This is a genomic window from Bradyrhizobium sp. MOS003 (assembly GCF_003020125.1).
In the GTDB taxonomy this organism is placed as follows: Bacteria; Pseudomonadota; Alphaproteobacteria; order Rhizobiales; family Xanthobacteraceae; genus Bradyrhizobium.
Window position 1 is genome coordinate 172,322 of sequence record NZ_PYFW01000007.1, and the last position, 25,888, is coordinate 198,209.

Below are 25,888 nucleotides of genomic sequence, written 5' to 3' on the forward strand. Positions count from 1 at the left end.
GTTAGCGCTGCGTCAGGAAGCCCACCACCGCATCCGTGAAGGCGTGCGGCTGCTCGACGTTGGAAATATGCGCCGCGTCGATGATGGTCATGCTGGCGCCCGGAATCTTCGAGCGGATTAACTCGCCCGCCGAGATCGGCGTCGCCATGTCGTGACGGCCGGCGATCACGAGCGTCGGACTCTTGATTTTGGGAAGCAAGTCGCGCTGGTCGAGCGTTGACAGCGCCTCGCAGCAGGCGAGATAGCCTTCGACGGGGGAGGCGAGCAGCATCGATTTCATCCTCGCCGTGATGTCGGGCTCGCGGTCACGGAAATCCTGCGTCAGCCATCCCGCGATCACGGCATCGGCGACCGCAGCGATGCCGCCCTTCTTAACGGCGTCGATGCGCTCGAGCCATTTGGTCGGTTCGGCATAGTAACAGGAGGTATTGGCGAGGATGAGCTTGCCGAAGCGCTCCGGCGCGTTTGCGCCCAGCCATTGTCCGACCATGCCGCCCATCGACAGGCCGCACCAATGCACCTTTGCGATGTTGAGGTCGTCGAGGATCGCGAGCACGTCGCGGCCGAAGCGCTCCATCGTATAGGGACCGGGCGGAACGTTCGATTTGCCGTGGCCGCGGCGGTCGTAACGGATGACGCGGAACACCTGCGTCAGCGCCTTCATCTGCGGCTCCCACATCTGGAGCGTGCAGCCGAGCGAATTGGAGAGCATCAGCGTCGGCCCGCCGTCGCGGCCCTCGACGGAGACGTTGAGCAGGCATCCGTCGGCATCGATCATGGGCATGGGTTACTCCTCGTCATGCGCGGGCTTGACCCGCGCATCCATCTAGAAAGTGGATCTATCCAAGATGATGGATTGCCGGGTCAAGCCCGGCAATGACATCAAGGGAGATCCAATGAAGCGAGCAGCCGGTCGATCAGAGCCTGGGAAGCTCCTTGATAGGCCATCGGCTCGAACAAAGCCGCAATTTTTTCCGGCGAAAGATGCGCAGTGACGTGCGAATCGGCCGACAGCACCTCGCGCAGATGTTTCTTCTCGGCGACCGCGCGCTTGCTGGCGGCCTCGACGAGATGATGCGCGTCGCTCTTGCCGATCTTGGCGGCCAGCGCGAAGGTGGCCGCTTCCGCCATGATCAGCCCGTGCGTCGCATCGAGATTGCTGCGCATGCGCGCGGCGTCGACGTCCAGGCCCTCGGCGATGTCGACGATGGCGGCCAGCGCCCCCGAGGTGACCAGCATCAATTGCGGCAGCGTCGGCCATTCCGCATGCCAGGGGCCTGCGCTGCGCTCGTGATCCTGCACCTGCGCGGCAAAAATCGTCGCGGCAAGCTGTGGGGCCATGGTTGCACATCCCAGCGCGCTTGCGGCGGCGACCGGGTTGCGCTTGTGCGGCATCGTCGAGGAGCCGCCGCGGCCTTCGCCTGCCGGCTCGAACGCTTCGCCGACATCGGTCTGCATCATCAGCGAGACGTCGCGCGCGATCTTGCCGCAGCTGCCGGCGAGGATCGCGAGGCATGAGGCGGCCTCCGCGATCCGGTCGCGATGGGTATGCCATGGCGCTGCCGGCAGCGGCAGGTTCAGCTCCTGCGCCAGCCGTTCGGCTACTGCCAGCCCCTTGTCGCCGAGGGCCGCGAGCGTGCCGGCAGCGCCGCCGAATTGCAAGGCGAGGCCCTCGCGGCGTAGCCGCCGCAGGCGACAGCGGGAGCGGGCGAGGCTTGCGGCATATTCGGCAGCTTTCAGGCCGAACGGCATTGGCAGTGCGTGCTGGAGCCAGGTCCGAGCCACCATCGCAGTGTCCCGATGGGTTCGTGCGAGCTCGGCAAATCCCTTGATGGCACGGCTGAGGTCGGCGTCCAGAGCGTGGAGACCGGCGCGAAGCGTGAGCATGGTCGCCGTGTCGATGACGTCCTGACTGGTTGCGCCCCAATGCACGTAGCGCGCGGCCTCGGTGTCGGCTTTGCCGACATTGGCGGTCAGCATCTTGACCAGGGGAATCGCCAGATTGCCCGATCGCGTCGCGGCCTCGGCCAGTGCCGCCATGTCAACGGAATCGGCCTTGCAGGCGGCCTCGATGGACCCGACAGCAGAGGCCGGAATTACATCCGTGGCGGCCTCCGCGCGTGCCAGGGCTGCCTCGAAATCGAGCATGTTCTGCAGGGTCGAGCGGTCATCGCAGACCGCGCGCATGGCGGCGCTCGACAGCATCGGTGCGAGCAGGGGGGAGAGGGATGTGCTCATATTGCGCGCGACCTAATCACCATGGCCCGGCCGTGCCAATCCCCAACCGGGCGGACACGTCTTTTTGCAGTTGCGAATATGCATTGCACTTGACCGGGCGCCGCCCTTTCCTTTGCCGCGTCCCTGCGTTACTTGATCAGCATTATAAGTTACGCGATCCGGGAGGCACCCTCATGGCCATGACGATGAACGGCGAAGTCCAGCTTGCGGCGCCGCGCGAGGCCGTGTGGGCCAAGCTCAACGATCCCGAGGTGCTGAAGGCCTGCATCCCCGGCTGCGAGGAGCTCGAGAGGACCGAGGACGGCGGCTTTCGCGCTACGGCGAAAATGAAGGTCGGCCCGGTGTCGGCGCGCTTCAAGGGCAAGGTCACGCTTTCCGATCTCGATCCGCCGAACGGCTATCGGATCTCGGGTGAGGGCGAGGGCGGGGTTGCCGGCTTCGCCAAGGGTGGCGCGGTGGTCAAGCTGGCGGAGAAGGACGGCGGCACGCTGCTGTCCTACGACGTCGAGGCGCAGATCGGCGGCAAGTTGGCGCAGCTCGGCCAGCGCCTGATCAACGGCGCCGCCAAGAAGCTCGCCGACGAATTTTTCGCGAACTTCGCCAAGGCGGTACAGGGCTGAAGGTCAGCGCCTTCAGCATGGCGCCTTGCGCCCCGGGTGATGTTGCCCCGGGGCTTAATGGCCCATATGATGGGTTGGAATAATTATAAGAACCGCTTCGACGGGACCCGTCGGGGCGCTGATAGAGAGTGCTTATGGCAAAAATCTCCCTCATCGTGAACGGCAATCCAGTCACGGCCAACGTCGATCCCCGCACCCTCCTGGTGCAGTTCCTGCGCGAGAATCTGCGCCTGACCGGCACCCATGTCGGCTGTGATACCTCGCAGTGCGGCGCCTGCGTCGTTCATGTCGACGGCAAGGCCGTAAAGTCCTGCACCACGCTGGCGGTGATGGCCGACGGTCATGAGGTCAAGACGATCGAGGGGCTGGCCGCCGACGGCGCGCCGTTGCATCCGATGCAGGAGGCCTTCCGCGAGCACCATGGCCTGCAGTGCGGCTTCTGCACGCCGGGCATGATCATGACCGCGATCGACCTTGTCCATCGCAAGGGCAACGAGCTCGACGACCATACGATCCGGGAAGAATTGGAAGGCAATCTCTGCCGCTGCACCGGCTACCAGAACATCGTCGCCTCGATCTCCGCCGGCGCCAAGGCGATGGCGAAATCAGATCTCGCCTAAAGCGCGCAACGATCCCGCGATCAGGACATTCAGATGTACGAATTCAAATATCATCGCCCCGGGACCGTGCGGCAGGCCGCCAACCTCCTGGTGAAGAACGAAGACGCCAAGATCATCGCCGGCGGCCACACGCTGATTCCCGTGATGAAGCAGCGCCTCGCGAGCCCCCCGCATCTGGTCGACCTCTCCCATATCGAGGGGCTCAACACGATCGAGATGAAGGGCCGTTCGCTGGTGATCGGCGCCACCGCCAAGCATGCCGAGGTCGCGACGTCCGCGATCGTCGGCGAGGCGATCCCGGCGCTGGCGAATCTGGCCAGCCAGATCGGCGATCCCGCCGTGCGCCACAAGGGCACGATCGGCGGTTCGCTCGCCAACAACGATCCGACCGCTGACTATCCGGCCGCCGTGCTTGCGCTGGGCGCGACCATCGTCACGAACAAGCGCCGCCTCAAGGCGGAAGAGTTCTTCCAGGGGTTGTTCACAACCGCGCTCGAAGCCGACGAGATCGTCACCAAGGTGATGTTCCCGCTGCCAAAGAAGGCCGCCTACATCAAGTTCCGCAACCAGGCCTCTCGCTATGCGCTGGTCGGCGTGTTCGTGGCGCGGCGTCCATCGGACGTCCGGGTTGCCGTCACCGGCGCCGGCTCCGAAGGCGTGTTTCGCGTCACCGCGTTCGAGGAAGCGCTGAAGAAGCGTTTCGCGTCCAAGGCGCTCGACGGAATCGAGGTGCCGGCCGAGGGCCTCAACAGCGATATCCACGGCAGCGCCGAATACCGCGCGCATCTCATCGGCGTGCTGACGCGGCGCGCCGTCGATGCCGCCAACGCCAAGGAGTGAGGTAACCTCACGCCTCGGCCCCAACTTGTCCTCAGTGAGGGCATAGCGAGACTGGCTTTTTCATGACTTCAGCGGCCAATACTTCCGGGGCCAATACTTCAGTGGGCTTGCCGGCATCGGTCGACGCGATGCTCGAACTCCTGACCTCACGCGGCTACCTCGCGGAGCGGTCGCTGGCGACGGTGACCTATCTCTCGCTGCGCATGGGCCGGCCGCTGTTCCTGGAAGGCGAGGCTGGCGTCGGCAAGACCGAGATCGCCAAGGTCTTGTCCGCTGCGCTGGGGCGGAAGCTGATCCGCCTGCAATGCTACGAGGGTCTCGACGTCTCGTCCGCGGTCTACGAGTGGAATAGCGCCGCGCAGATGATCGCGATCCGGATGGCGGAAGCCGCCGGCGACACCGACCGCGACCAGCTCTCGAGCGACATCTTCGCCGACCGCTACATGATCAAGCGGCCGCTGCTCCAGGCGCTCGAGCCCGACGTTGCGGGACCGCCGGTGCTGCTGATCGACGAACTCGATCGCGCCGACGAGGCGTTCGAGGCGTACCTGCTCGAAATCCTCAGCGACTTCCAGGTCACGATCCCCGAATTCGGCACCATCAAGGCGCCACATCCGCCGATCGTCATCATCACCTCCAACCGCACCCGCGAGATTCACGACGCGCTGAAGCGGCGCTGTCTTTATCACTGGGTCGATTATCCCGCCGCCGAGCGCGAGCTCGCGATCGTCAAGTCGCGCGTGCCCGGCATCTCCGCCAAACTGTCGCAGCAGGTCGTGCGCTTCGTCCAAGCTTTGCGTAACCAGGACTTCTACAAGTCGCCGGGTGTCGCCGAGACCATCGACTGGGCCACAGCGTTGTCCGAACTCGATGCCCGCTCGCTGACCCCGCAAGTGGTCGGCGACACGCTGGGCGCGTTGCTCAAGTACCAGGACGACATCACCCGCATGCAGGGCGACACCCTGCAGAAGGTGCTGAAGGAAGCGACGAGCGATTAGCCCGTCATTCCGGGGCGCGCGTCAGCGCGAGCTATGGTGCGCAATTGCGCACCTGAGAATCCATTGTGCAGCGGTGACGGTGGACTGGATTCCGGGCTCGCGCCAAGAGGCGCGCCCGGAATGACGAGGGGATGGATACGAGACCATGGTCATCAACCACCTTGCCCCCGAGCAGACCGAGCAATTCGCCGACAACATCGTCGGCTTCGCCCGCGCGCTCCGCTCGGCCGGCATGCCGGTCGGTCCTGGCGCCGTCATCGATGCCATGAGCGCGCTGCAGGTGATCGACATCGGCAACCGCGCCGATGTCTTCACCACGCTGGAGGCGATCTTCGTCAAGCGTCATGAGCATGCGCTGATCTTCAAGCAGGCCTTCAACCTGTTCTTCCGCGCCTCGGAAGAATGGAAGCACATGCTGGATTCGGTGCCGCTGCCGGACGAGGCCAAGAAGAAGCCGCAGGCCGGCTCCCGCCGCGTGCAGGAGGCGATGTCACAGCCGCGCATGACCGAGACGCCGCAGCATCAGGAGCAGGATCTGCGGCTGTCGGTGTCCGACAGGGAAATCCTCCAGAAGAAGGATTTTGCGCAGATGAGCGCCGCGGAGATCGCCGAGGCGCTGCGTGCCGTCGAGCGGATGCGGCTGCCGCAGGCCGAACTCCTGACGCGCCGCCACCGGCCCGATGCTCGCGGGCTGCGCCTCGACCTGCGCCGCACGCTGCGCGCCTCCTTGCGAACCGGCGGCGACATCGTGGATATCCATCGCCTGGGACGGATCGAGAAGCCGGCGCCGATCGTGGCGCTGCTCGATATTTCGGGCTCGATGAGCGAGTACACCCGCCTGTTCCTGCATTTCCTCCATGCCATCGGCGATGCGCGCAAGCGCGTCTCGGTGTTCCTGTTCGGTACCCGCCTGACCAATGTCACCCGCGCGCTGCGCCAGCGCGATCCCGACGAGGCGCTGGCGAACTGCTCGGCCTCGGTCGAGGACTGGGCGGGCGGCACGCGGATCTCGGCCTCGCTGCACAACTTCAACAAATTGTGGGCGCGACGCGTGCTGAGCCAGGGCGCCATCGTGCTGCTGATATCGGACGGGCTGGAGCGGGAGGCGGATTCCAAGCTGGCCTTCGAGATGGACCGGCTGCACCGGTCATGCCGGCGGCTGATCTGGCTCAACCCGCTGCTGCGGTTCGGCGGCTTCGAAGCCAAGGCCCAGGGCATCAAAATGATGCTCCCGCACGTTGACGAATTCCGTCCGGTACATAATTTGAGCTCGATCCAGGAGCTGATTACGACGCTCTCGCGGCCGCTGCCGCCGCATCATCGCAACCTGATCCGTTCCGCAGCTTGAGAGGTTAAGCCATGCTCGATCGCGACGAGGACATTCTGAAGGCGGCGGAGGACTGGCAGAAGGCCGGCCGCGGCGTCGCGCTCGCCACCGTGGTGGAGACCTGGGGCTCGGCGCCGCGCCCGGCGGGATCCAGCCTCGTCATCAACGACGAGGGCACGTTCCTGGGCTCGGTCTCCGGCGGCTGCGTCGAGGGCGCCGTGGTCACCGAGGCCATGGACGTGATCCAGAGCGGCAAGCCGCGGATGCTTGAGTTCGGCGTCGCCGACGAGACCGCCTGGAACGTCGGGCTGTCCTGCGGCGGCACCATCCGCGTCTTCGTCGAGAAGGTGGGTTAGCCGTGAAGCTCGAGATCCTGCACGAACTCAACGCCGAGCGCGCCGCGCGCCGGCCGGCGATTCTGGTGACCGACACCGAGAGCGGCGAGCAGCGCCTGGTGAAATCAGCTGATTTCGCCAAGGATCCGCTGCGCGCGGAACTGGACAAGCAGCTCCGCATGGGCAAGAGCGCCAGTGTCGAGGCCGGCGGCAAGAAGCTGTTCCTCAACGTCTATGCGCCGACCGCGAAGCTCGTCATCGTCGGCGCGGTCCATATCAGCCAGGCCTTGGCGCCGCTGGCGCGCTCGCTCGGCTACGACGTCACTGTCGTGGATCCGCGCACGGCCTTTGCGAGCCCCGAGCGCTTCCCCGATATTCCGCTGGTGGCCGAATGGCCGGACACCGCGCTGCCGCAGCTTAATGTCGATGCCTACACCGCCTTCGTCGCGGTGACGCACGATCCCAAGATCGACGATCCGGCACTGCTGCACGCCTTCGAGCGCGGCTGCTTCTATATCGGCGCGCTCGGCTCGCGGAAGACGCACGCCAAGCGCGGCGACCGGCTGCGAGCGCAGGGCGCCAAGGAAAGCGACATCGCGCGCATCCACGCGCCCATTGGTCTCGCGATCGGCGCCGTCTCCCCGTCCGAGATCGCGGTGTCGATCATGGCGGAGATCACCGCGGTGCTCCGCCTGCCACCCAAGGAAAAAGAAGAGGCCGCATGAAATTCGGCCCCGCGAGTCCCAAGGATGCAATCGGCGGCGTAACCGTCCACACGCTGCGCCAGGGACCGCTGGTGCTGAAGAAGGGGACGACGATCGGCGCCGTCGAGGTTGAGGCCCTAGAGCGCGCCGGCATCAAGGACATCGTCGTGGTGCGCATGGAGGCGGGCGACGTCTCCGAGGACGTTGCGGCCGCCGGCATCGCGCTGGCCGTCGGCGGCGAGGGCATCCGTGTCGAGCGCGCCTTCACCGGCCGTGCCAATCTATTCGCCGCGCGCCCGGGCGTGCTGGTGATCGACCGCGCCGCGGTCGACCGCATCAACAACATCGACGAGGCCATCACCTTTGCGACGCTCACCGCATATAAGCCGGTGGTCGAGGGTGAGATGGTCGGCACGGTCAAGATCATCCCGTTCGGCGTCGATGGCAGTTTGCGCGATGCCGCGGTGAAAGCCGCCGGCCAGAACGTGCTGAAGATCGCGCCTTACGTGATCAAGCGCGTCGGCGTGGTCTCGACGCTGCTGCCGGGCCTCTCCTCCAAGGTGATCGACAAGACGCTGCGCGTCACCGCCGAGCGGCTCGCGCCGGCCGGCGCCAGCATCATCGCCGAGCGGCGCGTGCCGCACGAGGAGCAGGCGCTCTCGGCCGCGATCAAGGAATTGCTCTCGTTGGGGGCCGAGCTCGTCATCGTGTTTGGGGCCTCCGCGATCGCCGATCGCCGCGACGTGATCCCGGCGGCCGTCACGGGCATGGGCGGCGAGATCGAGCATTTCGGCATGCCGGTCGATCCCGGCAATCTCTTGCTGATCGCCCGCGCCGGCGATGTCCCGGTGCTGGGCGCACCGGGCTGCGCGCGCTCGCCGGTCGAGAATGGCTTTGACTGGGTCTTGATGCGGCTGCTCGCCGGCATCAAGGTGACGCGCGCCGAGCTGATGGGCATGGGCGTGGGCGGCCTGCTGATGGAGATCGTCACGCGGCCGCAGCCTCGCGCGACGCCCGAGATCGAGGGCAACAACCGGGTCGCGGCCATCGTGCTCGCGGCAGGTCGTTCGACCCGGATGGGAGGACCGAACAAGCTTTTGGCCGAGCTCGACGGCAAGAAGCTGGTGCGGATCGCGACCGAGCAGGCGCTGGCGTCGAAAGCATCCGAGGTGATCGTGGTCACCGGCCATCAGACCGAGCTGATCGAGCAGGCGTTGCAAGGCCTGAAGGTGCGGTTTGTCAAGAATCCGGATTTCGCCGGCGGGATCGCCAGCTCGGTCAAATCAGGCATCGTTGCCGTCCCCGACACTTGCGACGGCGCCGTGGTGTGCCTCGGCGACATGCCGCTGATCGATGCCGGCCTCATCGACCGTCTCATCGACGGCTTTGCGCCGGATCGCGGCAATCTCATCGTCGTGCCCGTGAGCGAAGGCCGCCGCGGCAATCCCGTGCTGTGGTCGCGCCGCTTCTTCAAGGAATTAATGACACTCGACGGCGACGTCGGCGCGCGCCATCTGATCGCCAAGCACTCCGAGGCCGTGACCGAAGTGCCGGTCGATGGCGAGAGCGCTTTCCTCGACATCGACACGCCGCAGGCGCTGGAGGCGGCCCGCGGCGGATGACGGTGCCGTAGGGTGGGCAAAGGCGCGTAGCGCCCTGCCCACCATCTCTCGACCTAAGCTACAATTCGTGGGCACGCTTCGCTTTGCCCACCCTACGAGAGCTCCCGTTCGACTCTATTTCAACCCCCGTTCACCATCTGGAAACGACCCGGGCTTAAAGTTCCTCCGCTGCCTCGGGGGAGGGGTTTTCCATGGTTTCGAATGTCGTCGCGCGCCGTTGCGCGATGTTTTTCTTTGTGCTGTCCGTTTGTGTTTCCGGCGCCCGCTACATCACCGAAGCCCATGCCGCCGGCGCGATTGCAGTCGGCAAGTGCGGCGCTTATGGCCAGGCTTTTGATTACGGCCACGAGCACGAAGCGCGTGCCGCGGCGCAGAAGCAGTGCAAGGGCGATTGCACGACCGTGACGATGAGGCGCGCCTGCGCCGCGGTGTCGGTCGATCTCGCCAACCCCTGCGGCGCGTATGGCTATGCAGTCAAGCCGAAGATCTCTGCCTCGCTCAACGCCGCCACGCGCGAATGCTACAAATACGGCGGCAAGGAATGCGTGATCCGCGCCTGGGCTTGCGACGCCAAGGGTTGATTATTGGAGCGCTAATTCTTCTTGCTGTCATTCCAGGGCGATGCGTAGCATCGAATCCGGAATGACAATTGAGGAACCACATGCAATTCGATACCAAGATCGCGGTCGTGATCCGTACCGATCTTCAAGCCTGGCAAAAGCTCAACGTCGCGTCCTTCCTCACCAGCGGGATCGCCGCGGCTTTTCCCGAATGCATCGGCGAAGCCTATGAAGATGCATCAGGCACGCAATATCACGCGCTGATCGGACAGCCGATCCTGATCTACGGCGCCGACGGTCCGGCGTTGTCGCGTGCGCTGGACCGCGCGCTGGCGCGCAACGTCAAGCCGGCGGTCTATACCGAGGACATGTTCAGCACCACGCACGATGTCGCCAATCGCGAGGCGGTGAGGGCGGTGGCGCGCAACGATCTCAATCTCGTCGGCATCGCCATGCGCGCCGAGCGCAAGGTGATCGACAAGATCGTCGACGGGCTGAAGTTCCATAGCTGACACGCCGGCATCCGCGCGTCGTCATCGTGGTGTCATGATGGGGCCGGCTTGCGCAAACTTTGTGCGGTTTGACTCCCGTCAAAGGAGTCGTGGGCGTCGTCGCTATTCTGCTCCAAAGTGCACAGGAGCAGACCGATGCCGACCATGAAAGCCGCAATCGTCAAGCAATTCGGCAAGCCGCTGGTGATCGAGGACGTACCGGTGCCGCAGCCTGGTCCCGGCGAGATTCTGGTCAAGGTGAAGGCCTGCGGCGTCTGTCACACCGATCTGCATGCAGCCTCCGGCGACTGGCCGGTGAAGCCGGTGCCGCCCTTCATTCCCGGCCACGAGGCAGCCGGCATCGTCGCCGCGCTTGGGCCCGGCGTGAAGAATTTGAAAGTCGGAGATGCCGTCGGAGTCGCCTGGCTGCACGACGCCTGCATGTCTTGCGAATATTGCGAGACCGGCTGGGAGACGCTGTGCGAGCACCAGCACAATACCGGCTACAGCGTGAACGGCGGCTTCGCCGAATATGTCATCGCCTCGGCGGCCTTCGCTGCAAAGCTGCCTACGACGGTCGACTTCGCCGCGATCGCGCCGATCCTGTGCGCCGGCGTCACCACCTACAAGGGACTGAAGGAGACTGAGGCCAGGCCCGGCGAGTGGGTCGTGATCTCAGGCATCGGCGGGCTTGGCCATGTCGCGATCCAGTACGCAAAGGCGATGGGGCTCAAGGTCGCGGCCGTCGATATCGCCGAGGACAAGCTGAAGCTGGCGCGCGAAACCGGCGCCGATCTCGCGGTCAACGCGCTCGAAGCCGGCGCCGTCGAGAAGGTTCTGGCGGCAACCGGGGGCGGGGCGCACGGCGTGCTGGTGACGGCGGTCTCGACCGCGGCGTTCGCCCAGGCGCTGAAGATGGTGCGCCGCAAGGGCACCGTCAGCCTGGTCGGCCTGCCGCCGGGCGAATTCCCGACGCCGATCTTCGACGTCGTGCTCAAGCGCATCACCGTGCGTGGTTCCATCGTCGGCACGCGGCGTGACCTCGATGAAGCCGTCGCATTCGCGACCGACGGCAAGGTGAAGGCCGAGGTGACGAAGGTGCCGCTCGCGCAGATCAACGACGTCTTCGACCGGATGAAGGCCGGCAAGATCGATGGTCGGATGGTACTTGATTTCGGCTAGCGCCTCATCCAGGCGGCATGCCTTCGAACTTGACCAGTCCGGGATCGAGGTAATCCCAGCCGTGACCGCGCGCCGCGTAGGTGACCGCCTGCGGCCTGTAGCGGGTGGGCTCGTCGAGGCTTGCGGCGCGGATGGTGAAGATGTCGGGCATCGCCACGAACGTCAGGTAGACCGCGACGCCGCATTGCGGGCAGAAGCCGCGCGTCTTCACATTTCCGCTGTCGCCGGCCATGTTCCAATGCCTGGCCTCGCCAGTGACCGTGACGCCGGCCCGCGCGAACGTCGCGTACGAGCCGTGGCCGCTGCCGCTTTCCCGCTGACAGTCTCGGCACTGACAATGATTGCTGAAGAAGGGCTCACCGGCAATCGAATAGCGGATCGCGCCGCAGGCGCAGCCGCCGGTATAGGGCTTGTCCATTGCGGTGCTTCCTCACTTGTCTTCGCCGGAGATGGCATCGAGCCGCTGCAGCACCTTGACCCAGCCGTCGCTCATGTTGCGATAAGCCGTGTCGTTCGTCGGCGTCACGAAGCCCGAATGTACCACGCGCACGCGCGTCCCTGCTTCCACCGGCGTAAGCGACCAGGTGACGACGGTGTCGAGCGCCGAGCCGTAGCCGGTATTGCTGGCGTCGCCGCCCTTCCAGGCATAGGCGAAGAGTTGGTTGGGCACGACCTCCAGAACGCGGCAATGGATCGTGCCATCCCACGCGCCGGCTGGATTGGTCTTGAAGGTGAAAGTATTGCCTTCGACGGCCTCGAAACCGGTCGGCGGCATCAGCCAGCGCGCAATCAATTGGGCGCTGGTCAGCGCCTTCCAGATCGTCGCGGCGGCGTGAGGGAAGACCTCGTCGATGACGATGTCCTGTGTCTTGATATTCGAAGCAACAGCACTCACGGATCGATCTCCTTCAAGAGGTCACGCAGATTCTGGAAGCGCTCGCGCCAGAACACGCCGTAATGGTCCATCCAGGTGACCAGCGGTTCGAGTCCCTGCGGTGCAGCGCGGTAATAGACGTTTCGGCCCTCGGCGCGCTCGGCGACAAGGCCCGCCTGTTTCAGCGACTTCAGGTGCTGCGAGATCGCGCCCTGGGTTACGCCGCTGCCGCGCGTCAGCTCGGCGACGGTGATTTCCTTACTCTCGAACACGCGCTCGAACACGGCCCGGCGGGTCGGGTCGGCGAGGGCGCGCATCACGGTGGTGACGGGGTTTGCAGCGGCTTCGATCATAACATTCAATTAGCCTGCGCTAATATATTAGTCAACACTAATTGGATGGCTCGTCCGTTCGACCTCAAGTTGACTATGACTGACTGGTCAGTCATACTATTACTCATGAGAAAGCCGACCAAGCTCACCGACAAGTCTGCACAGAGTGCCAAGCCAGCGTCCGTAGCCCGCGAAGAGTCGCCTGCATCGAACCGCGCTACGCGGGCGCAGGAGCGGCGCGCGGCGATCGTGGACGCCGCGATGGAGGAGTTCATCGCCCGCGGATTTGCCGCGACGCGACTCGACGACATCGCCAAGCGTGCCGGCGTCGCCAAGGGCACGATCTACCTGCACTTCAAGGACAAGGAATCGATGTTCGAGGAGCTGGTGCGCATCGTCATCGTGCCCGTGGTGGCGCGGCTGACTGCGCTGCCGCCGCCCACCGGATCGGTGCGCGACCTCATCGAGGCCTTTGCCGGCAATTTCCTGAAAGAAGTCATCGGCACCAGGCGCGGCGATTTGGTGCGGCTGATCGTGGCGGAGGGGCCGCGCTTTCCGGCCGTCGCCGACTTCTACTACCGCGAGGTCGTCTCGCGCGGGATCGCCGCCATGCGCGCGCTGATCGAGCTGGGCATCGCCCGCGGCGAGATCCACGAGAAGGACCTCGCGCGCTATCCGCAGATCCTGGTCGCACCGGCGATGATCGCGGTGATCTGGCAAAGCCTGTTTGCGCGGCACGCGCCGCTCGACGCCCAGGAGATGCTGCGCGTCCATCTCGATTTGATTTTTGGCGAACGGAGGACGACATGAGGTCGTCGCGGGTGTTTTTTGTTGTTGCATTGGCGCTCGTGCTCGCAAGCGGCCTTGCCGGCTGCAACGACAAGCGCGATCCCGGCTTCCAGGGCTGGGTCGAGGCCGACATGATTTTCGTCAGCCCTGACGAAGCGGGGCGGGTCACGAAGCTCAGCGTGCGCGAGGGCGACGAGGTCAAGGTCGGCGATGCCCTCTATTCCGTCGACGACGATCTTCAGCTCGCCGATCTCAACCAGCAAAAGGCGACGCTTGCCAACGCGCAACAGACCTACGATCGCGCGGCCTCGCTGAGCAAGACTGGCTCGGGCACGCAGGCCAATCTCGATTCCGCGGTGTCCGCCTTGCGCGTCGCGGAAGCGCGGGTGGCGACATCGGAGACGCGAATGGCGCGGCGCAAGGGCTTTGCGCCCGTCGCCGGCACCATCCAGCAGATCTATTTCCGCGAGGGCGAGATGGTGGCGGCGCAGCGTCCGGTGCTGTCGATCATGCCGCCCGGCAACATGAAGCTGCGCTTCTTCGTGCCGGAGACCGCGCTGCCGAAGCTTGCAATCGGCGATACGGTGCGCATCTCCTGCGACAATTGCGCGGCCGATCTCACCGCAAAGATCTACTTCATAGCGACCTCGGCCGAATACACCCCGCCTGTCATTTACAGCCTCGATGAGCGCAACAAGCTGGTCTATCTGATCCAGGCGCGGCCGTCGCGCCCCGACGCGCTGCGGGTCGGACAACCGATCGACGTCTATCTCAATCCGAAGACCCCGGTGGCGGACAAGCGATGAACGGCGACAACGGCATCGCAATCGACGTCAAGGGGCTGACCAAATCGTTCGGCGGCCGCGAGGTCGTGCACGATCTGTCGATGCAGGTGAAGCGCGGCTCGATCTACGGCTTCCTTGGCCCCAACGGATCGGGCAAGACCACGACCATCCGTATCCTCTGCGGACTGCTCACGCCCGACAGCGGCGAGGGCACCTGTCTCGGCTACGACATTTTGCGCGACGCCGAAAAGATCAAGCGCCAGGTCGGATACATGACCCAGCGCTTCAGCCTGTACCAGGACCTATCGGTGCGCGAGAACCTTGAATTCGTGGCGCGGCTCTACGGTCTCGCCGACGCGCGCGGCGCCGCGCGCGACATGGTCAAGCGGCTCGGACTATCCGGGCGCGAGGAGCAGCTGGCGGGCGAACTCTCCGGCGGCTGGAAGCAAAGGCTGGCGCTGGGGGCCTGTACGCTCCCCAATCCGCAATTGCTGCTGCTGGACGAGCCGACGGCGGGCGTCGATCCCAAGGCGCGGCGCGATTTCTGGAACGAGATCCACGCGCTCGCGGCCGATGGCCTCACCGTATTGGTCTCCACCCATTACATGGACGAAGCCGAGCGTTGCCATGAGATCGCCTACATCGCCTACGGCCATCTGCTCGCGCACGGCACGGTCGAGCAGGTGATCGCGAAATCCGCGCTGACGACCTATACTGTAACGGGCGAGGGGCTGAACGAGCTCGCTGCCGCGCTCACCGGCAAGCCGGGGATCGACATGGTGGCGCCGTTCGGCACCTCGCTGCACGTCTCGGGGCGCGACGTTGCCGCGCTCGAAGCCAGCATCGCGCCCTGGCGGGCAAAGAGCGGCTTGCACTGGCACCAATCGTCGCCGTCGCTGGAAGACGTGTTCATCGAACTGATGGGTCGCTCCAAGGACAATTTCCAATGAGTGCCGTCGACCCTCCCGCGCCGCGCCGCGAAATCCGTGAGCGCTTTGGTTTCCTGCGGCGTTCTTATGCGATGCTGATCAAGGAGTTCATCCAGCTCAAGCGCGACCGCGTGTCGTTCGCGATGATCGTGATGCTGCCGGTGATGCAGCTGATGCTGTTCGGCTATGCCATCAACACCACGCCGCACCATCTGCCGAGCGCGGTGCTGCTGCAGGAGGACTCCGATCTCGCCCGCTCGATCCTGAAAGCTCTCGAGAACACGGCCTATTTCCGCTTCCTCCACGAAGTCCATGATGTCGAGGATTTCGACAACCTCCTGAAATCCGGCAAGGTGTTGTTCGGCGTGGAGATCCCGCGCGGCTTCGAGCGCGCGGTGCGGCGTGGTGACAGGCCGGCGCTGCTGGTCGCGGCCGATGCGACCGATCCGGTGGCCGCCAGTGCGGCGATCGGTTCGCTCGGTATGGTCGTGCAGACCGCGCTCAAGCACGATCTCTATATCGGCGATCCCCCGGAGATGCCGTTCGAGATCCGCGCACACGCCCGCTATAACCCGGCCGCATCCTCCAGTCTCAACATCGTGCCGGGTCTCGTCGGCACAATCCTCACCATGACCATGCTGATCTTCACTGCGCTGTCGGTCACGCGCGAGGTCGAGCGCGGCACCATGGAGAGCCTGCTCTCGATGCCGATCAAGCCGGTCGAGGTGATGTTCGGCAAGATCGTGCCTTACGTGCTGGTCGGTTTCCTGCAGGCCTTCCTCATCATCGGCATCGGCGTCGGCCTGTTCGGCGTCCCGGTGCTCGGCAATCTGTTCCTGCTGGCACTGCTCTCGACACTGTTCATCACCACCAATTTGTCGATCGGCTACACGATCTCCACCGTGGTGCAGAACCAGCTCCAGGCCATGCAGATGTCGATGATGTTCTTCCTGCCAAGCATCCTGCTGTCCGGCTTCATGTTCCCATTCGCGGGCATGCCGACCTGGGCGCAATATGTCGGCGAATGCCTGCCGCTGACCCACTACCTGCGCATCGTCCGCGCCATCATGCTGAAGGGGGCGAGCATGCAGAACTTGCACTTCGACACGCTGGCGCTGGCAGCCCTGATGCTGCTGGCCATGACCATCGCCGTGACCCGCTTCCGCCGCACGCTGGATTGAGGCACAATGCCTTCGGAATCGAGGGCAAATGGTCAGGTTTGCGAGCAGGAAGACGCGGCACCAGGCCGTGCTGTCGGAGGATTTCGAGCGCGAGCTGACGCGGGAGGTGTTGCGCACCGAGCTCTTGCGGGTGCGGGCACTGATCCTGACGGGCTGCATCATGATGCTGCTGCTCACCTCGATTTATTTGATCGACCCCGGCGTGGTGAACCGGGTGTGGCGCGGTTCGGACGGGATTGTCGCGGTCTATGCTCTACTCGCCGGTTTCATTCTGTTCGAGGTCTGGGTCCACACCCAGATCAGACAGAACCTGCGGCTCGATCGCGACGTACCGGTCGTCAGACGCTATATCGGCACGCTGATCGAGACGTCGCTGCCCACGGTGATCCTGATCCTGCAAACCCGCACCATGGGCGCAAGCCAGGCGCTCGGTTTCGCCGTGCCGCTCATGTACTTCATCTTCGTCATCCTCTCGACCCTGCGGCTCGATTTCTGGCTCTCCGCATTCACCGGTTTCGTGGCTGCAGCCGGGCTTCTGTCCGTCGCGCTGTACTACAATTCGGCGGACGAGGCCGGCGATCCCCTGATCTATTTCCACGCCGTGCGCAGCGTCGTCATCCTGATCTGCGGCGTGCTGGCGGGCGCCGTCGGCGCGCAGCTGCGCCGCCAGTTTGCCGCGAGCATCGCGGCGGCCAACGCACGCGACCGGGTGACGAACCTGTTCGGCCAGCATGTCTCTCCGCAAGTGGTGGAGCGCCTGATGGCGGCGGGAACCACGGGGGGCGGAGACGTTCGCCGCGTTGCGGTGATGTTCGTCGATTTTCGCGGCTTCACGGCGGGCGCGCAGTCCCGCACTCCGCAGGAGGTGGTCGACCGGCTCGACGGCGCCTTTGCAGTGCTGGTGGACATTCTCGATCGTCAGGGCGGCATCGTGAACAAGTTTCTCGGCGATGGCTTTCTCGCCTTGTTCGGCGCGCCGCTGGAGGCCTCAGACGCGGCGCAGCGTGCCGTTGCCGCGGGCCGCGAGATGCTGAGCGCGATGGACCGCATCAACGCGCAGACGAGCTGGCCGCTTCGCATCGGTATCGGCATTCATTTCGGCGAGGTCGTCGCCGGCAATATCGGCTCGCCCCGGCGCAAGGAATATACCGTGATCGGCGACACCGTGAATTTCGCCTCGCGGTTGGAAGCCCTCAACAAGGAGTTCGGTTCGCAGCTCCTGATTTCCGCGACCGTGCGCGAGGCGCTGGGCAACGACGGTGACGATGCCGTTGCGCTCGGTGAGGTCGAGGTGCGCGGCTATGAGCGGAAGGTGGCGGTGTTTCAACTCGGATAGGGCGCGCCTCTTGCATCGGCGATTGCTCCGATTGCTCCGAATTTTGGGGCATGACGAGTGATGTTTTCGGCTTGTAGACTGCGCGCGATGCGGCCGTTCGCGGCCGCGATTTGCATGAGGAAGAGACGATGCAGCGCCGCTACATCACCGCCGACGTGTTCACCGATCGCGCCTTCGGCGGCAACCAGCTCGCCGTGGTGCTCGACGCCGGCGGGCTCACGACAAAGCAGATGCAGGCGGTCGCGACCGAGTTCAACTATTCCGAGACCACCTTTGTGCTGCCGCCGCGCGACAAGGCCAATGATGCCGAGGTGCGCATCTTCACGCCGGTGCGGGAGCTTCCCTTTGCCGGCCATCCGAATGTCGGGACCGCTTTCGTGCTGGCGAGTCTCGCCAGTGAGTCGAAGCCGCGTTTGCTGTTCGAGGAGAAGGCGGGGCTCGTGCCGGTCGACATTCGTCGGGAGCAAGGCAAGGTGGTCAGCACCGAATTGACCGCTCCGCAGCCGCTGTCACGACTGGCGGAAATTTCCGCCGCTGACATTGCGGCCTGCATCTCATTGACTGCCGATGACATCAGGACCGATCGCCACGCGCCGCAGGTCGTTGGCGTCGGCACGCCTTTCCTGGTGGCGGAGCTGCATTCGCGCGATGCGCTGAAGCGGGCAAGGCCGGATGCGGCCGCCTTCGGCAGGGTGCTTCCGCGTGACGGTGCGTTCTCCGTGTGGTTCTACACGCGGGACGTTGGCGCGGCGGAGGCGCCTTGCGATATCCAGGCGCGGATGTTCATGCGCGGCACCAGCGGTTTCGCCGAGGACCCCGCCACCGGCAGCGCCACGGTTGCCGCGGCTGCACTGTTCGCCGACCTCGATCCCGTGCGCGATGGCGAACTCAGGCTCACCGTCGGCCAGGGCTTTGACATGGGCAGGCCGAGTATCCTGCTGACGCGCGTGCGCAAGCAGGACGGCAAGATCGTCTCGGCGCATGTTGGTGGGCAATGCGTGCAGATGATGGAGGGGACGTTCCGGCTCGCGGGCGAGGGCTGAGCTCCATCCATCGTCATGCCCGGGCTTGTCCCGGGCATCCACGTCTTGGCCACAGGGAAGAAGAACGTGGATGGCCGGGACAGGCCCGGCCATGATGGAGAATTCCGTCAGACCTGCCGCCCAACCAAATTCCGCACCGCAACCGCATCGCGCTCCTCGATGAGCTCCGCAATCATCTGGCGGTGGCAATGGGTGTGGTCGCGCTCGTAGCAGAGCAGGCATACGGGGCCCGCCTTCTTCACCAGCGCCGAGAGCTCGTCCATCGCCTCTTTGGCCTCCGGCGACTTCAGTTGCTTTGAGAAGATCTTCTCCAACAAATCATATTGCCCGCTGCGCGCAGCGAGGCGACCTTCCTTCGGCGTGCCGAGCGCAGCGAGGTGGACATAGGCGATGCCGCGTGCGTCCAGGCCTGCCGACAGCTGCTTCTTGGAAAATCCCGGGCGCCGTGACGACGTCACCGCGCGCACGTCGACCACGAGCTTGACGCCGGCCTGTTCGAGTTCGTCCAGCACCGCCTTGGGCGGCGTCTGCTCATAGCCGATGGTGAACAGCTTCTTCGCCTTTGCCATGGCCCACCTCAGCTCACCCTTGCGATTAATTCCATGGCGCCGGCGGGCGCGCGCACCTTGCCTTCGTGGATGACATAGGCGAACACGTCGCGCGGTTCTTTCTTCGGCTTGGTCTTGTCGATTTTGGGCAGGTCGTCCGGTTCACCGCCCGAAGCCCAGGCCTGAAGGCGCTCGGCCCAGGCATCGAGCTGCTTCGGCGGATAGCAGGTCTTGATCTCGTCATTGCCCTTCTGCAGGCGGGCATAGACGAAATCGCCGGCGACATCGGCGATCGCCGGATATTTGCCGTGTTCGGCGAACACGACGGGCGTCTCGAATTCGCGGATCAGCGCCACGAAGTCCGGCGTGCAGAAGCTGTCGTGGCGGACCTCGACGACATGGCGCAATGCGCGTCCCTCGAGCTTGCGCGGCAACAGCTCGAGGAACTTGCCGAAATCGGCGCCGTCGAATTTCTTGGTCGGCGCGAACTGCCACAGCACCGGCCCGAGATGGTCGCCGAGTTCCAGCACGCCTGAATCATAGAACCGCTTGATGGAATCGCCTGCTTCCGCCAGCACCCGACGGTTGGTGGCGAAACGCGGTCCCTTCACCGAGAACACGAAGCCGTCGGGTACCTCGCTCGCCCATTTGCGAAAGCTCTCCGGCTTCTGCGAGCCGTAATAGGTGCCGTTGATCTCGATCGAGGTCAGTTTCGAAGCGGCATAGGACAGCTCCTTCGCCTGCGTCAGCTTCTCCGGATAGAACACGCCGCGCCAGGGCTCGAAGGTCCAGCCGCCGACGCCGATGAAGATGTTGCCTGATTTCTTGGACGCGGTTTTTGCTTTGGCCACGGAGGGATCTCGCATCGACGTGGAGGGGATGCGTCATCCTAATCAAACCAGTTGTGATTGGCCAGTTGCTGCGTCCGGTCTAAGGTCGCTCTGTGATCTGCGATAAGGGAGAAAAAGATGCGGATGCTGATGCTGGGAGCGGCGCTCGTCATGATGACATCTGCTGCCATGATTTCTCCGATCATGGCGGATGATGACGATACGAAAGGCGCGCAGAAGCTCGCCATGCAGGGCCGCGACGATTACTGGCATTGCCTGGCGCGGGAATATTCGCGCGACACCAATCAGGGAATGTCGCAGCAGGATTTTGGCCGCTCGGTCGCGGGCGCTTGTCCGTCGGAGCGGCAATATTACCGGGTGGCGCTGCTCGACTATCTCACCACGCAATATCCCGATATCGATGCCGGCGCCCATCTCGCCACCGCGAACAGGGCGGTGGAGGCCGCGCAGAAGGACATCGTGACAGCCTTCGTCAAGCAGAGGCCGCCGTCGAAATAGCGAGTGGCGAGCAGGGCAGACGCCGGCGCCGTCTCATTCGGCGCCCAGCGCCCTTCCGGCTCAGCGCGCATCCGTGATATCAGGAGGCCTATCTGGAACAGGGATGGGTTTCCATGGCGTCTGAGTCGGTGGGGGGCATTTTGGGCGCGATCGTTGCCGCGGTCGTGCTTGCGGTCGCTGTCGTGTTCGGGCCGATCGGCCAGTACGGCAAGCCGCCCAAACCGGCGAAAGTCGAGCCGGCTCCGGCTGCGGCACCCGCAGCCCCCGCCGCGCCCGCGCCGCGCGGGCCAATCATCCGGGAAGTGCCGAACCAATAGGACTCAGAAATCGTCGTTTTCGCCCCTTGCGAAGCGATCTCGTCATTCCCATCTAGTCTTTAACGGCGACGTTGAGCGAAAACTCCGGCGCTGGGACGACCTTGGAATAGCTTAAGGCTTGCGCCGGATGTACGCGCAGCCCGCCATTCCGGGGTCGTTGGCATTTTTGGGCCCCTTTTAGGGCATTCCCCACAGAACCACCGGCTTGGCAGCGCAGGACGCGGCGGATATACGCTGCCGTCATGAATGAAGCGATCAGACCGGGCTCCGACTCTCCTTTGCAGGCTCTTGAAGGGCCGGAACTGTCGGTCATCGTCCCGACCTTCAACGAACGCGACAATGTCGCTGTGTTGTACCGGCGGCTGGAGGCGACACTCGGCAGCGTGGCCTGGGAGGTCGTGTTCGTCGACGACAATTCGCCCGACGGCACCTGGGACGTCGTGCGCGCGCTGGCGCAGCAGGACAGCCGCGTGCGCTGTATCCGCCGCATCGGCCGCCGCGGCCTGTCCGGGGCCTGCATCGAGGGCATCCTGGCGTCCAGCGCCCCCTATGTGGCCGTGATCGACGCCGACCTCCAGCACGACGAGACGCAACTGCCGAAGATGCTGTTGCTGCTCGCAAGCGACGAGGCCGACCTCGTGGTCGGCAGCCGCTACATCGAGGGCTACAAGACCGAGGGTTTCAACAAGCAGCGCGCCGGCGCCAGCGCGCTGGCGACGGAATTCGCCAGGAAGATGCTGCGGGTCGAGATAGCGGATCCCATGAGCGGCTTCTTCATGATCCGCCGCGATCGTTTCGAGCAGCTCGCGCCGAAGCTCTCCGTGCATGGCTTCAAGATCCTGCTCGACGTCGTCGCGACCGCACACGGCGGCTTGCGGGCGGTCGAGATTCCCTACACTTTCGGCGCCCGCCAGCACGGCGAGAGCAAGCTCGATTCCATGGTCGCGCTCGACTTCCTCGGCCTCGTGCTGGCCAAGCTGAGCAACGACATCGTCTCGCTGCGCTTCATCCTGTTCGCGATGGTCGGCGGCATCGGCCTCGTGGTGCATCTCACCACGCTGTTCATCGGACTTCAGCTATTCAAGGCGCCGTTCGCGGAAGCGCAGGCCGCCGGCGCCATCGTCGCCATGACCAGCAATTTCATCCTCAACAACTTCCTCACCTATCGCGACCAGCGGCTGAAGGGCTTTGCGCTGCTGCGCGGCCTCATCGCTTTCTACATCGTGTGCAGCGTCGGCCTGCTCGCCAATGTCGGCGTCGCCTTCTCGGTCTACGACCAGGAGCCGATCTGGTGGCTGGCCGGCATGGCCGGAGCGCTGATGGGCGTGGTGTGGAACTACGCGATGTCAGGCCTGTTCGTCTGGCGCAAGAAATAGCGCGATATGGGCGGGGCTGATGCGCGGATCGTCCGCAACACCGCGCTGCTGATTGTGGCGCTTGTGGCCATGCGGCTCGTTGCGGCCGCGTTCACGCCGATCACTTTCGACGAAGCCTATTACTGGATGTGGTCGAACAACCTCGCCGGGGGCTATTACGACCATCCGCCGATGGTCGCCTACGTGATCCGCGCCGGCACGATGATTGCCGGGAATAACGAGCTCGGCGTCCGCCTCGTTTCGGTCCTGTTGGCGCTGCCGATGAGCTATGCGGTCTATCGCTCTGCTGCGATCCTGTTTGGGGGCGCGCGCGTGGCAGCGACCAGCGCGATCCTGCTCAACGTCACCATGATGGCCTCCGTCGGCACGCTGATCGTGACGCCGGATGCGCCGCTTCTGGTGGCATCCAGCTTCGTGCTGTTCTTTCTCGCTAAAGTACTGGAGACCGGTCGCGGCGTCTGGTGGCTCGCGGTCGGTGCGGCCGTCGGGGCGGCGCTGCTGTCGAAATACACGGCGATGTTCTTTGGTGCGGGAATCCTGATCTGGCTCGCTTGCGTGCCGAAGCTGCGCCGCTGGTTTCTCTCGCCCTGGCCCTATCTCGGCGGCCTCGTTGCGCTGGCGCTGTTCTCGCCGGTGATCCTCTGGAACGCGGACCATCAATGGGTCTCGTTCGCAAAGCAGCTTGGGCGCGCGAAGATCGAGGACTTCCGCCCCGTCTTCATCGCCGAGCTGATCCCGACCCAGATCGCGTTCGCGACGCCGCTGGTCTTCATCCTCGGTGCGATGGGCCTGCACGCGCTGACCTGGCAGCGCGCCGGCGCACTGGCCTCGCGCGTGCTGATCGAGGCGATGTTCTGGACCATCGTTGCCTATTTCGTCTGGCATTCGCTGCATGCCCGCGTCGAGGCCAATTGGTTCGCTCCGGTCTATCCGCCCTTCATTGTTGCCGCTGCGGCCGCCGCCAACCTCGTGCAGTGGAAGCCGCGTGCGCAGCACCTGGCGGATTTCTGCCTGCGCTGGGCCGCGCCTGTCGGCATCGTGATGTTTGCGGCGCTGATCGTGCAGGCCAACACCGGCTGGCTCTCCGGATATCGCCGCGATGCCACCGTGCGCAGCGTCGGCGTCGGCTGGCGCGAGCTCGCCGCGGGAATCGAAGCCATGCGCGCGCGCTATGGCGCGACCTGCGTGCTCGCGCAGGACTATGGCACGACGGGTTGGCTCGCCTTCTACTTGCCGCCCGGCACCTGCGTGGTGCAGCAGAACCAGCGCATCCGCTGGGTCAACATGCGCGAGCCCGATCCAAAGCTGCTTGCGGGCAAGCTGCTCTCAGTCGACGAACTGCGTCCGGGCGGTCATCCCATCCTCGACGACCTATTTGCGAAAGTCACGCAGGTCGCGCAATTGCAGCGCAAGCGCGGCCCGCTCGTGGTCGAAACCTACAGCGTCGATCTGCTGGAGGACGCCAAGGGCGACGTGCTGGACCGCTCGCCGCCGCCGGAAACAAGGTAGCGGCCTTAATCGATCATCTCGGCCCTGGCCGCAGCCTGGCTCGGTCCGTCCCGGTCGCGCCAGAACCACACGGTCACGACGCCGGAGCGGCCACGGATCTGGGCGAGCAGGGGGCCCGACAGGACGCCGTCAGGAGCCCCGTGGAAGTCGGCCGTATCGAGCAACGTATTGCTCAGGGCGAGCCGTGCATCGTTCTGAACGGCGACTTCCATCAGCCGGCTCGCGACGTTGACGGTGTCGCCGGTCGCGGTGATGTGCTGATGGCTTTCGCCGAGGCGGGAGGCGACGATCTCGCCGAAATGCGCGCCGATCTTGAAGCCGAGCTGACCGCCGATGGCTGACGGCAGCGAGGCGATCCAGTGTTGGACGCCGCGATGCAGATCGATCGCGCATTTGAGCGCGCGCGCGGCATCATCGGGCATCGCAGCCGGCAGACCGAACAGGATCATGGCGCCGTCGCCGAGAAAGCCGGTGATCATGCCGCCGCAAGCGACCGCGACCTTGTCGATAAGCGCGTGAAACGCCCGTAGGATTTCTTGAAGCGCATCCGGATCGATCTGTTCGCTCAACGACGTGAAGCCGGAGAGATCGATGAAGACGATTGCGGCGTCTTGCCGGACCGGTTTGGACAGGAAATCCGGATCGCGCGCCAGCCATTCCTGCACGGCCGGTGCCTGGAATTGGGCGAGAGACCTGCTCTTGGCGGCGAGATATTGCGTACGGCGGCCTCCGGCCCACAGCTGCACACCGGCAAAGATCGCAACCGGCGGCACCGCAGCGGCGAGCGTGGTGGCTGCATTCAGCCAGACACCATGCGTGAACGCGAACGCGTTGAGACCGGCCCAGGCGAACATCACAATGGCCGCGGCCATGATGCCGAGCGCGCTGCGCCGCCACGCCAGCAAGCCGACCAGCAGCATCGGCAGCAGGATCGCAGCAAACGCGTCGGCGATACGGACCCTGTGGTCGCGGACGATGCCGTCGCCGGCGAGCAGATGAGTGATGGCGGTCGAGACCACCTCGACGCCGGGCATCAGGGAATCGAACGGCGTGGGATAGAAATCGCCGCCGCCCGCGACCGCGGCGCCGATCACGACGATCCGGTTCTCGATCGCTGCGCGATTGAGCGTGCCGTCGAAAATGCTCTGCGCGCTCACGGTGCGGATGGTGCGGCGCGGGCCGTAATAGGTGATCGGCAGTGCGAAGTCGGCATCGGTCGGCACGACGCGGTCGCCGAGCATGAGGTGATCGGGCGCGATCGTCAGCGGCTTGTCGAGCGCGCGCGTTGCGACGCGCAGCGGGAACGACAGTTCGACCTTGTCGCGGGTCCGGAACAGCATCGGCACCGAGAGCGGCGATCCAGATTGTCCCGTCGCGACATTGACGATGCCGACCTCTGCGTGATCGGCGAACGCAGGCAGCGGCAGCAGGAAACGTTCCGCTTGCGGCAGCACGGCGAGGGGACCTGCGCTGCCGGCCTCCACGGTCTCGCTGGCGGAGGGGAAGATCGCTGCGGCGGCGAGCACCATAGGGCCGGTGGCGAGCGTGTTGGCCAGCGTGGCGTCGCCGATCGCCGCGCTGCGGTCGACCAGCAGAAGATCGATCGCGACGACCTTCGGCTTGAACTGCACGATGGTGTCGACGACCCGGGCGAGATCGGCGCGCGGCAGCGGGTAACTGCCGCCGCGCTTCACCACGGTGTCATCGATCGCGACGATGGTGACGAGATCGGGCGGACGTTGCACGCCGCGGACCTGGGTCCGCCAATCGGTCAGCGTTGCTTCCAGGCGGTCGAGAAAGCGGAGATGGCCGCCTGCGTGCGCGGCATAGATGCCCGCGCCCCACAGCGCGGTGAGGGCGAGTGCCGCCAGGATTTGAACGCGTCTCGTCATTACGTCGTACTGCAATCGTCTTTTTCTTCGGGACCTGCGGGCTGAGGTCTATCGACCAAGCCCTATTGACCAAGTCCTATTGACCAAGCCC

Annotated in this window: 29 protein-coding genes; 21 read left to right on the top strand and 8 right to left on the bottom strand. The window is 64.9% G+C overall.

The features are described 5' to 3' along the window. Position 1: 1 nt before the first annotated feature. Both pcaD and C7G42_RS26645 read right to left on the bottom strand, forming a co-directional pair. Positions 2–784, bottom strand: a complete 783-nt coding sequence (gene pcaD, locus C7G42_RS26640) for a 3-oxoadipate enol-lactonase (protein WP_106951897.1) — start codon at positions 782–784, stop codon at positions 2–4. Between the two features lie 98 nt (positions 785–882). Continuing rightward, a complete protein-coding gene (locus C7G42_RS26645; protein WP_106951898.1) occupies positions 883–2,238 on the bottom strand; it encodes a 3-carboxy-cis,cis-muconate cycloisomerase in 1,356 nt (451 codons plus the stop codon). A 173-nt stretch (positions 2,239–2,411) separates the two neighbouring features. On the opposite strand from C7G42_RS26645, the gene C7G42_RS26650 reads away from it, so the two are divergent. From C7G42_RS26650 to adhP, 11 genes are all read left to right on the top strand, one after another. Further along, positions 2,412–2,858 (top strand): SRPBCC family protein, encoded by a 447-nt coding sequence (locus C7G42_RS26650; RefSeq protein WP_106951899.1) that lies wholly within the window; start codon positions 2,412–2,414, stop codon positions 2,856–2,858. 134 nt (positions 2,859–2,992) lie between these two features. After that, positions 2,993–3,478, top strand: coding sequence for a (2Fe-2S)-binding protein (locus tag C7G42_RS26655; RefSeq protein WP_106951900.1), 486 nt, complete (start codon positions 2,993–2,995; stop codon positions 3,476–3,478). A 33-nt stretch (positions 3,479–3,511) separates the two neighbouring features. Then, positions 3,512–4,318: an FAD binding domain-containing protein gene (locus C7G42_RS26660; RefSeq protein ID WP_106951901.1), complete on the top strand. Its 807-nt coding sequence runs from the start codon at positions 3,512–3,514 to the stop codon at positions 4,316–4,318. Positions 4,319–4,380: 62 nt separating this feature from the next. Beyond that, on the top strand, positions 4,381–5,316 hold the full coding sequence (locus C7G42_RS26665; protein WP_106951902.1) for an AAA family ATPase: 936 nt from the start codon (positions 4,381–4,383) through the stop codon (positions 5,314–5,316). A 145-nt stretch (positions 5,317–5,461) separates the two neighbouring features. Then, the gene (locus tag C7G42_RS26670) at positions 5,462–6,664 is read left to right on the top strand and encodes a vWA domain-containing protein (RefSeq protein ID WP_106951903.1); all 1,203 of its coding nucleotides are present in this window, start codon (positions 5,462–5,464) and stop codon (positions 6,662–6,664) included. A gap of 11 nt (positions 6,665–6,675) precedes the next feature. Further along, complete coding sequence (locus C7G42_RS26675; RefSeq protein ID WP_007602422.1) at positions 6,676–6,999, top strand: XdhC family protein; 324 nt, start codon at positions 6,676–6,678, stop codon at positions 6,997–6,999. Between the two features lie 2 nt (positions 7,000–7,001). After that, positions 7,002–7,703, top strand: a complete 702-nt coding sequence (locus C7G42_RS26680; protein WP_106951904.1) for an XdhC family protein — start codon at positions 7,002–7,004, stop codon at positions 7,701–7,703. Then, on the top strand, positions 7,700–9,304 hold the full coding sequence (locus tag C7G42_RS26685; RefSeq protein WP_106951905.1) for an NTP transferase domain-containing protein: 1,605 nt from the start codon (positions 7,700–7,702) through the stop codon (positions 9,302–9,304). The genes C7G42_RS26680 and C7G42_RS26685 overlap by 4 nt, the downstream gene beginning before the upstream one ends. A gap of 191 nt (positions 9,305–9,495) precedes the next feature. Next, positions 9,496–9,885 carry a DUF4189 domain-containing protein gene (locus C7G42_RS26690; protein ID WP_106951906.1) on the top strand — a complete coding sequence of 130 codons (390 nt, stop codon included), beginning with the start codon at positions 9,496–9,498 and terminating at the stop codon, positions 9,883–9,885. Between the two features lie 80 nt (positions 9,886–9,965). Then, positions 9,966–10,376 carry a DUF2000 family protein gene (locus C7G42_RS26695; RefSeq protein ID WP_106951907.1) on the top strand — a complete coding sequence of 137 codons (411 nt, stop codon included), beginning with the start codon at positions 9,966–9,968 and terminating at the stop codon, positions 10,374–10,376. A 135-nt stretch (positions 10,377–10,511) separates the two neighbouring features. After that, positions 10,512–11,537 (top strand): alcohol dehydrogenase AdhP, encoded by a 1,026-nt coding sequence (gene adhP / locus C7G42_RS26700; RefSeq protein WP_106951908.1) that lies wholly within the window; start codon positions 10,512–10,514, stop codon positions 11,535–11,537. Positions 11,538–11,541: 4 nt separating this feature from the next. Here the strand turns inward: adhP and C7G42_RS26705 are convergent, their stop codons facing one another. Genes C7G42_RS26705 through C7G42_RS26715 form a run of 3 tightly spaced genes read right to left on the bottom strand, consistent with a single transcriptional unit; the run spans position 11,542 to position 12,764 of the window. After that, a complete protein-coding gene (locus tag C7G42_RS26705) occupies positions 11,542–11,955 on the bottom strand; it encodes a GFA family protein (RefSeq protein ID WP_106951909.1) in 414 nt (137 codons plus the stop codon). 12 nt (positions 11,956–11,967) lie between these two features. Continuing rightward, the gene (locus tag C7G42_RS26710; RefSeq protein ID WP_106951910.1) at positions 11,968–12,432 is read right to left on the bottom strand and encodes an SRPBCC family protein; all 465 of its coding nucleotides are present in this window, start codon (positions 12,430–12,432) and stop codon (positions 11,968–11,970) included. Next, on the bottom strand, positions 12,429–12,764 hold the full coding sequence (locus tag C7G42_RS26715) for an ArsR/SmtB family transcription factor (RefSeq protein ID WP_106951911.1): 336 nt from the start codon (positions 12,762–12,764) through the stop codon (positions 12,429–12,431). Before C7G42_RS26715 ends, C7G42_RS26710 begins: the two co-directional genes overlap by 4 nt. 105 nt (positions 12,765–12,869) lie before the next feature. Between C7G42_RS26715 and C7G42_RS26720 the strand changes: the two genes are divergently transcribed. The 6 genes from C7G42_RS26720 (at position 12,870) to C7G42_RS26745 (ending at position 18,806) form a co-directional block, all read left to right on the top strand. After that, positions 12,870–13,553 (top strand): TetR/AcrR family transcriptional regulator, encoded by a 684-nt coding sequence (locus C7G42_RS26720; protein WP_245427964.1) that lies wholly within the window; start codon positions 12,870–12,872, stop codon positions 13,551–13,553. Next, positions 13,550–14,338 (top strand): HlyD family secretion protein, encoded by a 789-nt coding sequence (locus C7G42_RS26725; RefSeq protein WP_106951913.1) that lies wholly within the window; start codon positions 13,550–13,552, stop codon positions 14,336–14,338. The genes C7G42_RS26720 and C7G42_RS26725 overlap by 4 nt, the downstream gene beginning before the upstream one ends. Continuing rightward, a complete protein-coding gene (locus tag C7G42_RS26730) occupies positions 14,335–15,267 on the top strand; it encodes an ABC transporter ATP-binding protein (RefSeq protein ID WP_106951914.1) in 933 nt (310 codons plus the stop codon). Before C7G42_RS26725 ends, C7G42_RS26730 begins: the two co-directional genes overlap by 4 nt. Beyond that, a complete protein-coding gene (locus C7G42_RS26735; RefSeq protein WP_106951915.1) occupies positions 15,264–16,427 on the top strand; it encodes an ABC transporter permease in 1,164 nt (387 codons plus the stop codon). Before C7G42_RS26730 ends, C7G42_RS26735 begins: the two co-directional genes overlap by 4 nt. 28 nt (positions 16,428–16,455) lie before the next feature. Continuing rightward, the gene (locus C7G42_RS26740; RefSeq protein WP_106951916.1) at positions 16,456–17,763 is read left to right on the top strand and encodes an adenylate/guanylate cyclase domain-containing protein; all 1,308 of its coding nucleotides are present in this window, start codon (positions 16,456–16,458) and stop codon (positions 17,761–17,763) included. A 128-nt stretch (positions 17,764–17,891) separates the two neighbouring features. Next, positions 17,892–18,806: a PhzF family phenazine biosynthesis protein gene (locus C7G42_RS26745; protein ID WP_106952032.1), complete on the top strand. Its 915-nt coding sequence runs from the start codon at positions 17,892–17,894 to the stop codon at positions 18,804–18,806. 107 nt (positions 18,807–18,913) lie between these two features. On the opposite strand, the gene C7G42_RS26750 is transcribed toward C7G42_RS26745, so the two are convergent. Both C7G42_RS26750 and C7G42_RS26755 read right to left on the bottom strand, forming a co-directional pair. Beyond that, positions 18,914–19,375, bottom strand: a complete 462-nt coding sequence (locus C7G42_RS26750) for a DUF488 domain-containing protein (protein WP_106951917.1) — start codon at positions 19,373–19,375, stop codon at positions 18,914–18,916. 8 nt (positions 19,376–19,383) lie between these two features. Continuing rightward, positions 19,384–20,220 (bottom strand): DUF72 domain-containing protein, encoded by an 837-nt coding sequence (locus C7G42_RS26755; RefSeq protein WP_106951918.1) that lies wholly within the window; start codon positions 20,218–20,220, stop codon positions 19,384–19,386. Positions 20,221–20,322: 102 nt separating this feature from the next. Here C7G42_RS26755 and C7G42_RS26760 point away from each other — a divergent pair, with 102 nt between their 5' ends. The 4 genes from C7G42_RS26760 to C7G42_RS26775 all read left to right on the top strand — a co-directional run bounded on the left by C7G42_RS26760 (position 20,323) and on the right by C7G42_RS26775 (position 23,905). Next, a complete protein-coding gene (locus C7G42_RS26760) occupies positions 20,323–20,703 on the top strand; it encodes a hypothetical protein (RefSeq protein WP_106951919.1) in 381 nt (126 codons plus the stop codon). 113 nt (positions 20,704–20,816) lie between these two features. Further along, positions 20,817–21,020: a hypothetical protein gene (locus C7G42_RS26765; protein WP_094895576.1), complete on the top strand. Its 204-nt coding sequence runs from the start codon at positions 20,817–20,819 to the stop codon at positions 21,018–21,020. Positions 21,021–21,262: 242 nt separating this feature from the next. Further along, positions 21,263–22,396 (top strand): glycosyltransferase family 2 protein, encoded by a 1,134-nt coding sequence (locus C7G42_RS26770; RefSeq protein ID WP_106951920.1) that lies wholly within the window; start codon positions 21,263–21,265, stop codon positions 22,394–22,396. Between the two features lie 6 nt (positions 22,397–22,402). Next, positions 22,403–23,905 carry a glycosyltransferase family 39 protein gene (locus C7G42_RS26775; protein ID WP_106951921.1) on the top strand — a complete coding sequence of 501 codons (1,503 nt, stop codon included), beginning with the start codon at positions 22,403–22,405 and terminating at the stop codon, positions 23,903–23,905. 5 nt (positions 23,906–23,910) lie between these two features. Here the strand turns inward: C7G42_RS26775 and C7G42_RS26780 are convergent, their stop codons facing one another. After that, entirely contained in the window at positions 23,911–25,797 is a 1,887-nt protein-coding gene (locus C7G42_RS26780; protein ID WP_106951922.1) for a CHASE2 domain-containing protein, read from the bottom strand. Between the last annotated feature and the right edge of the window lie 91 nt (positions 25,798–25,888).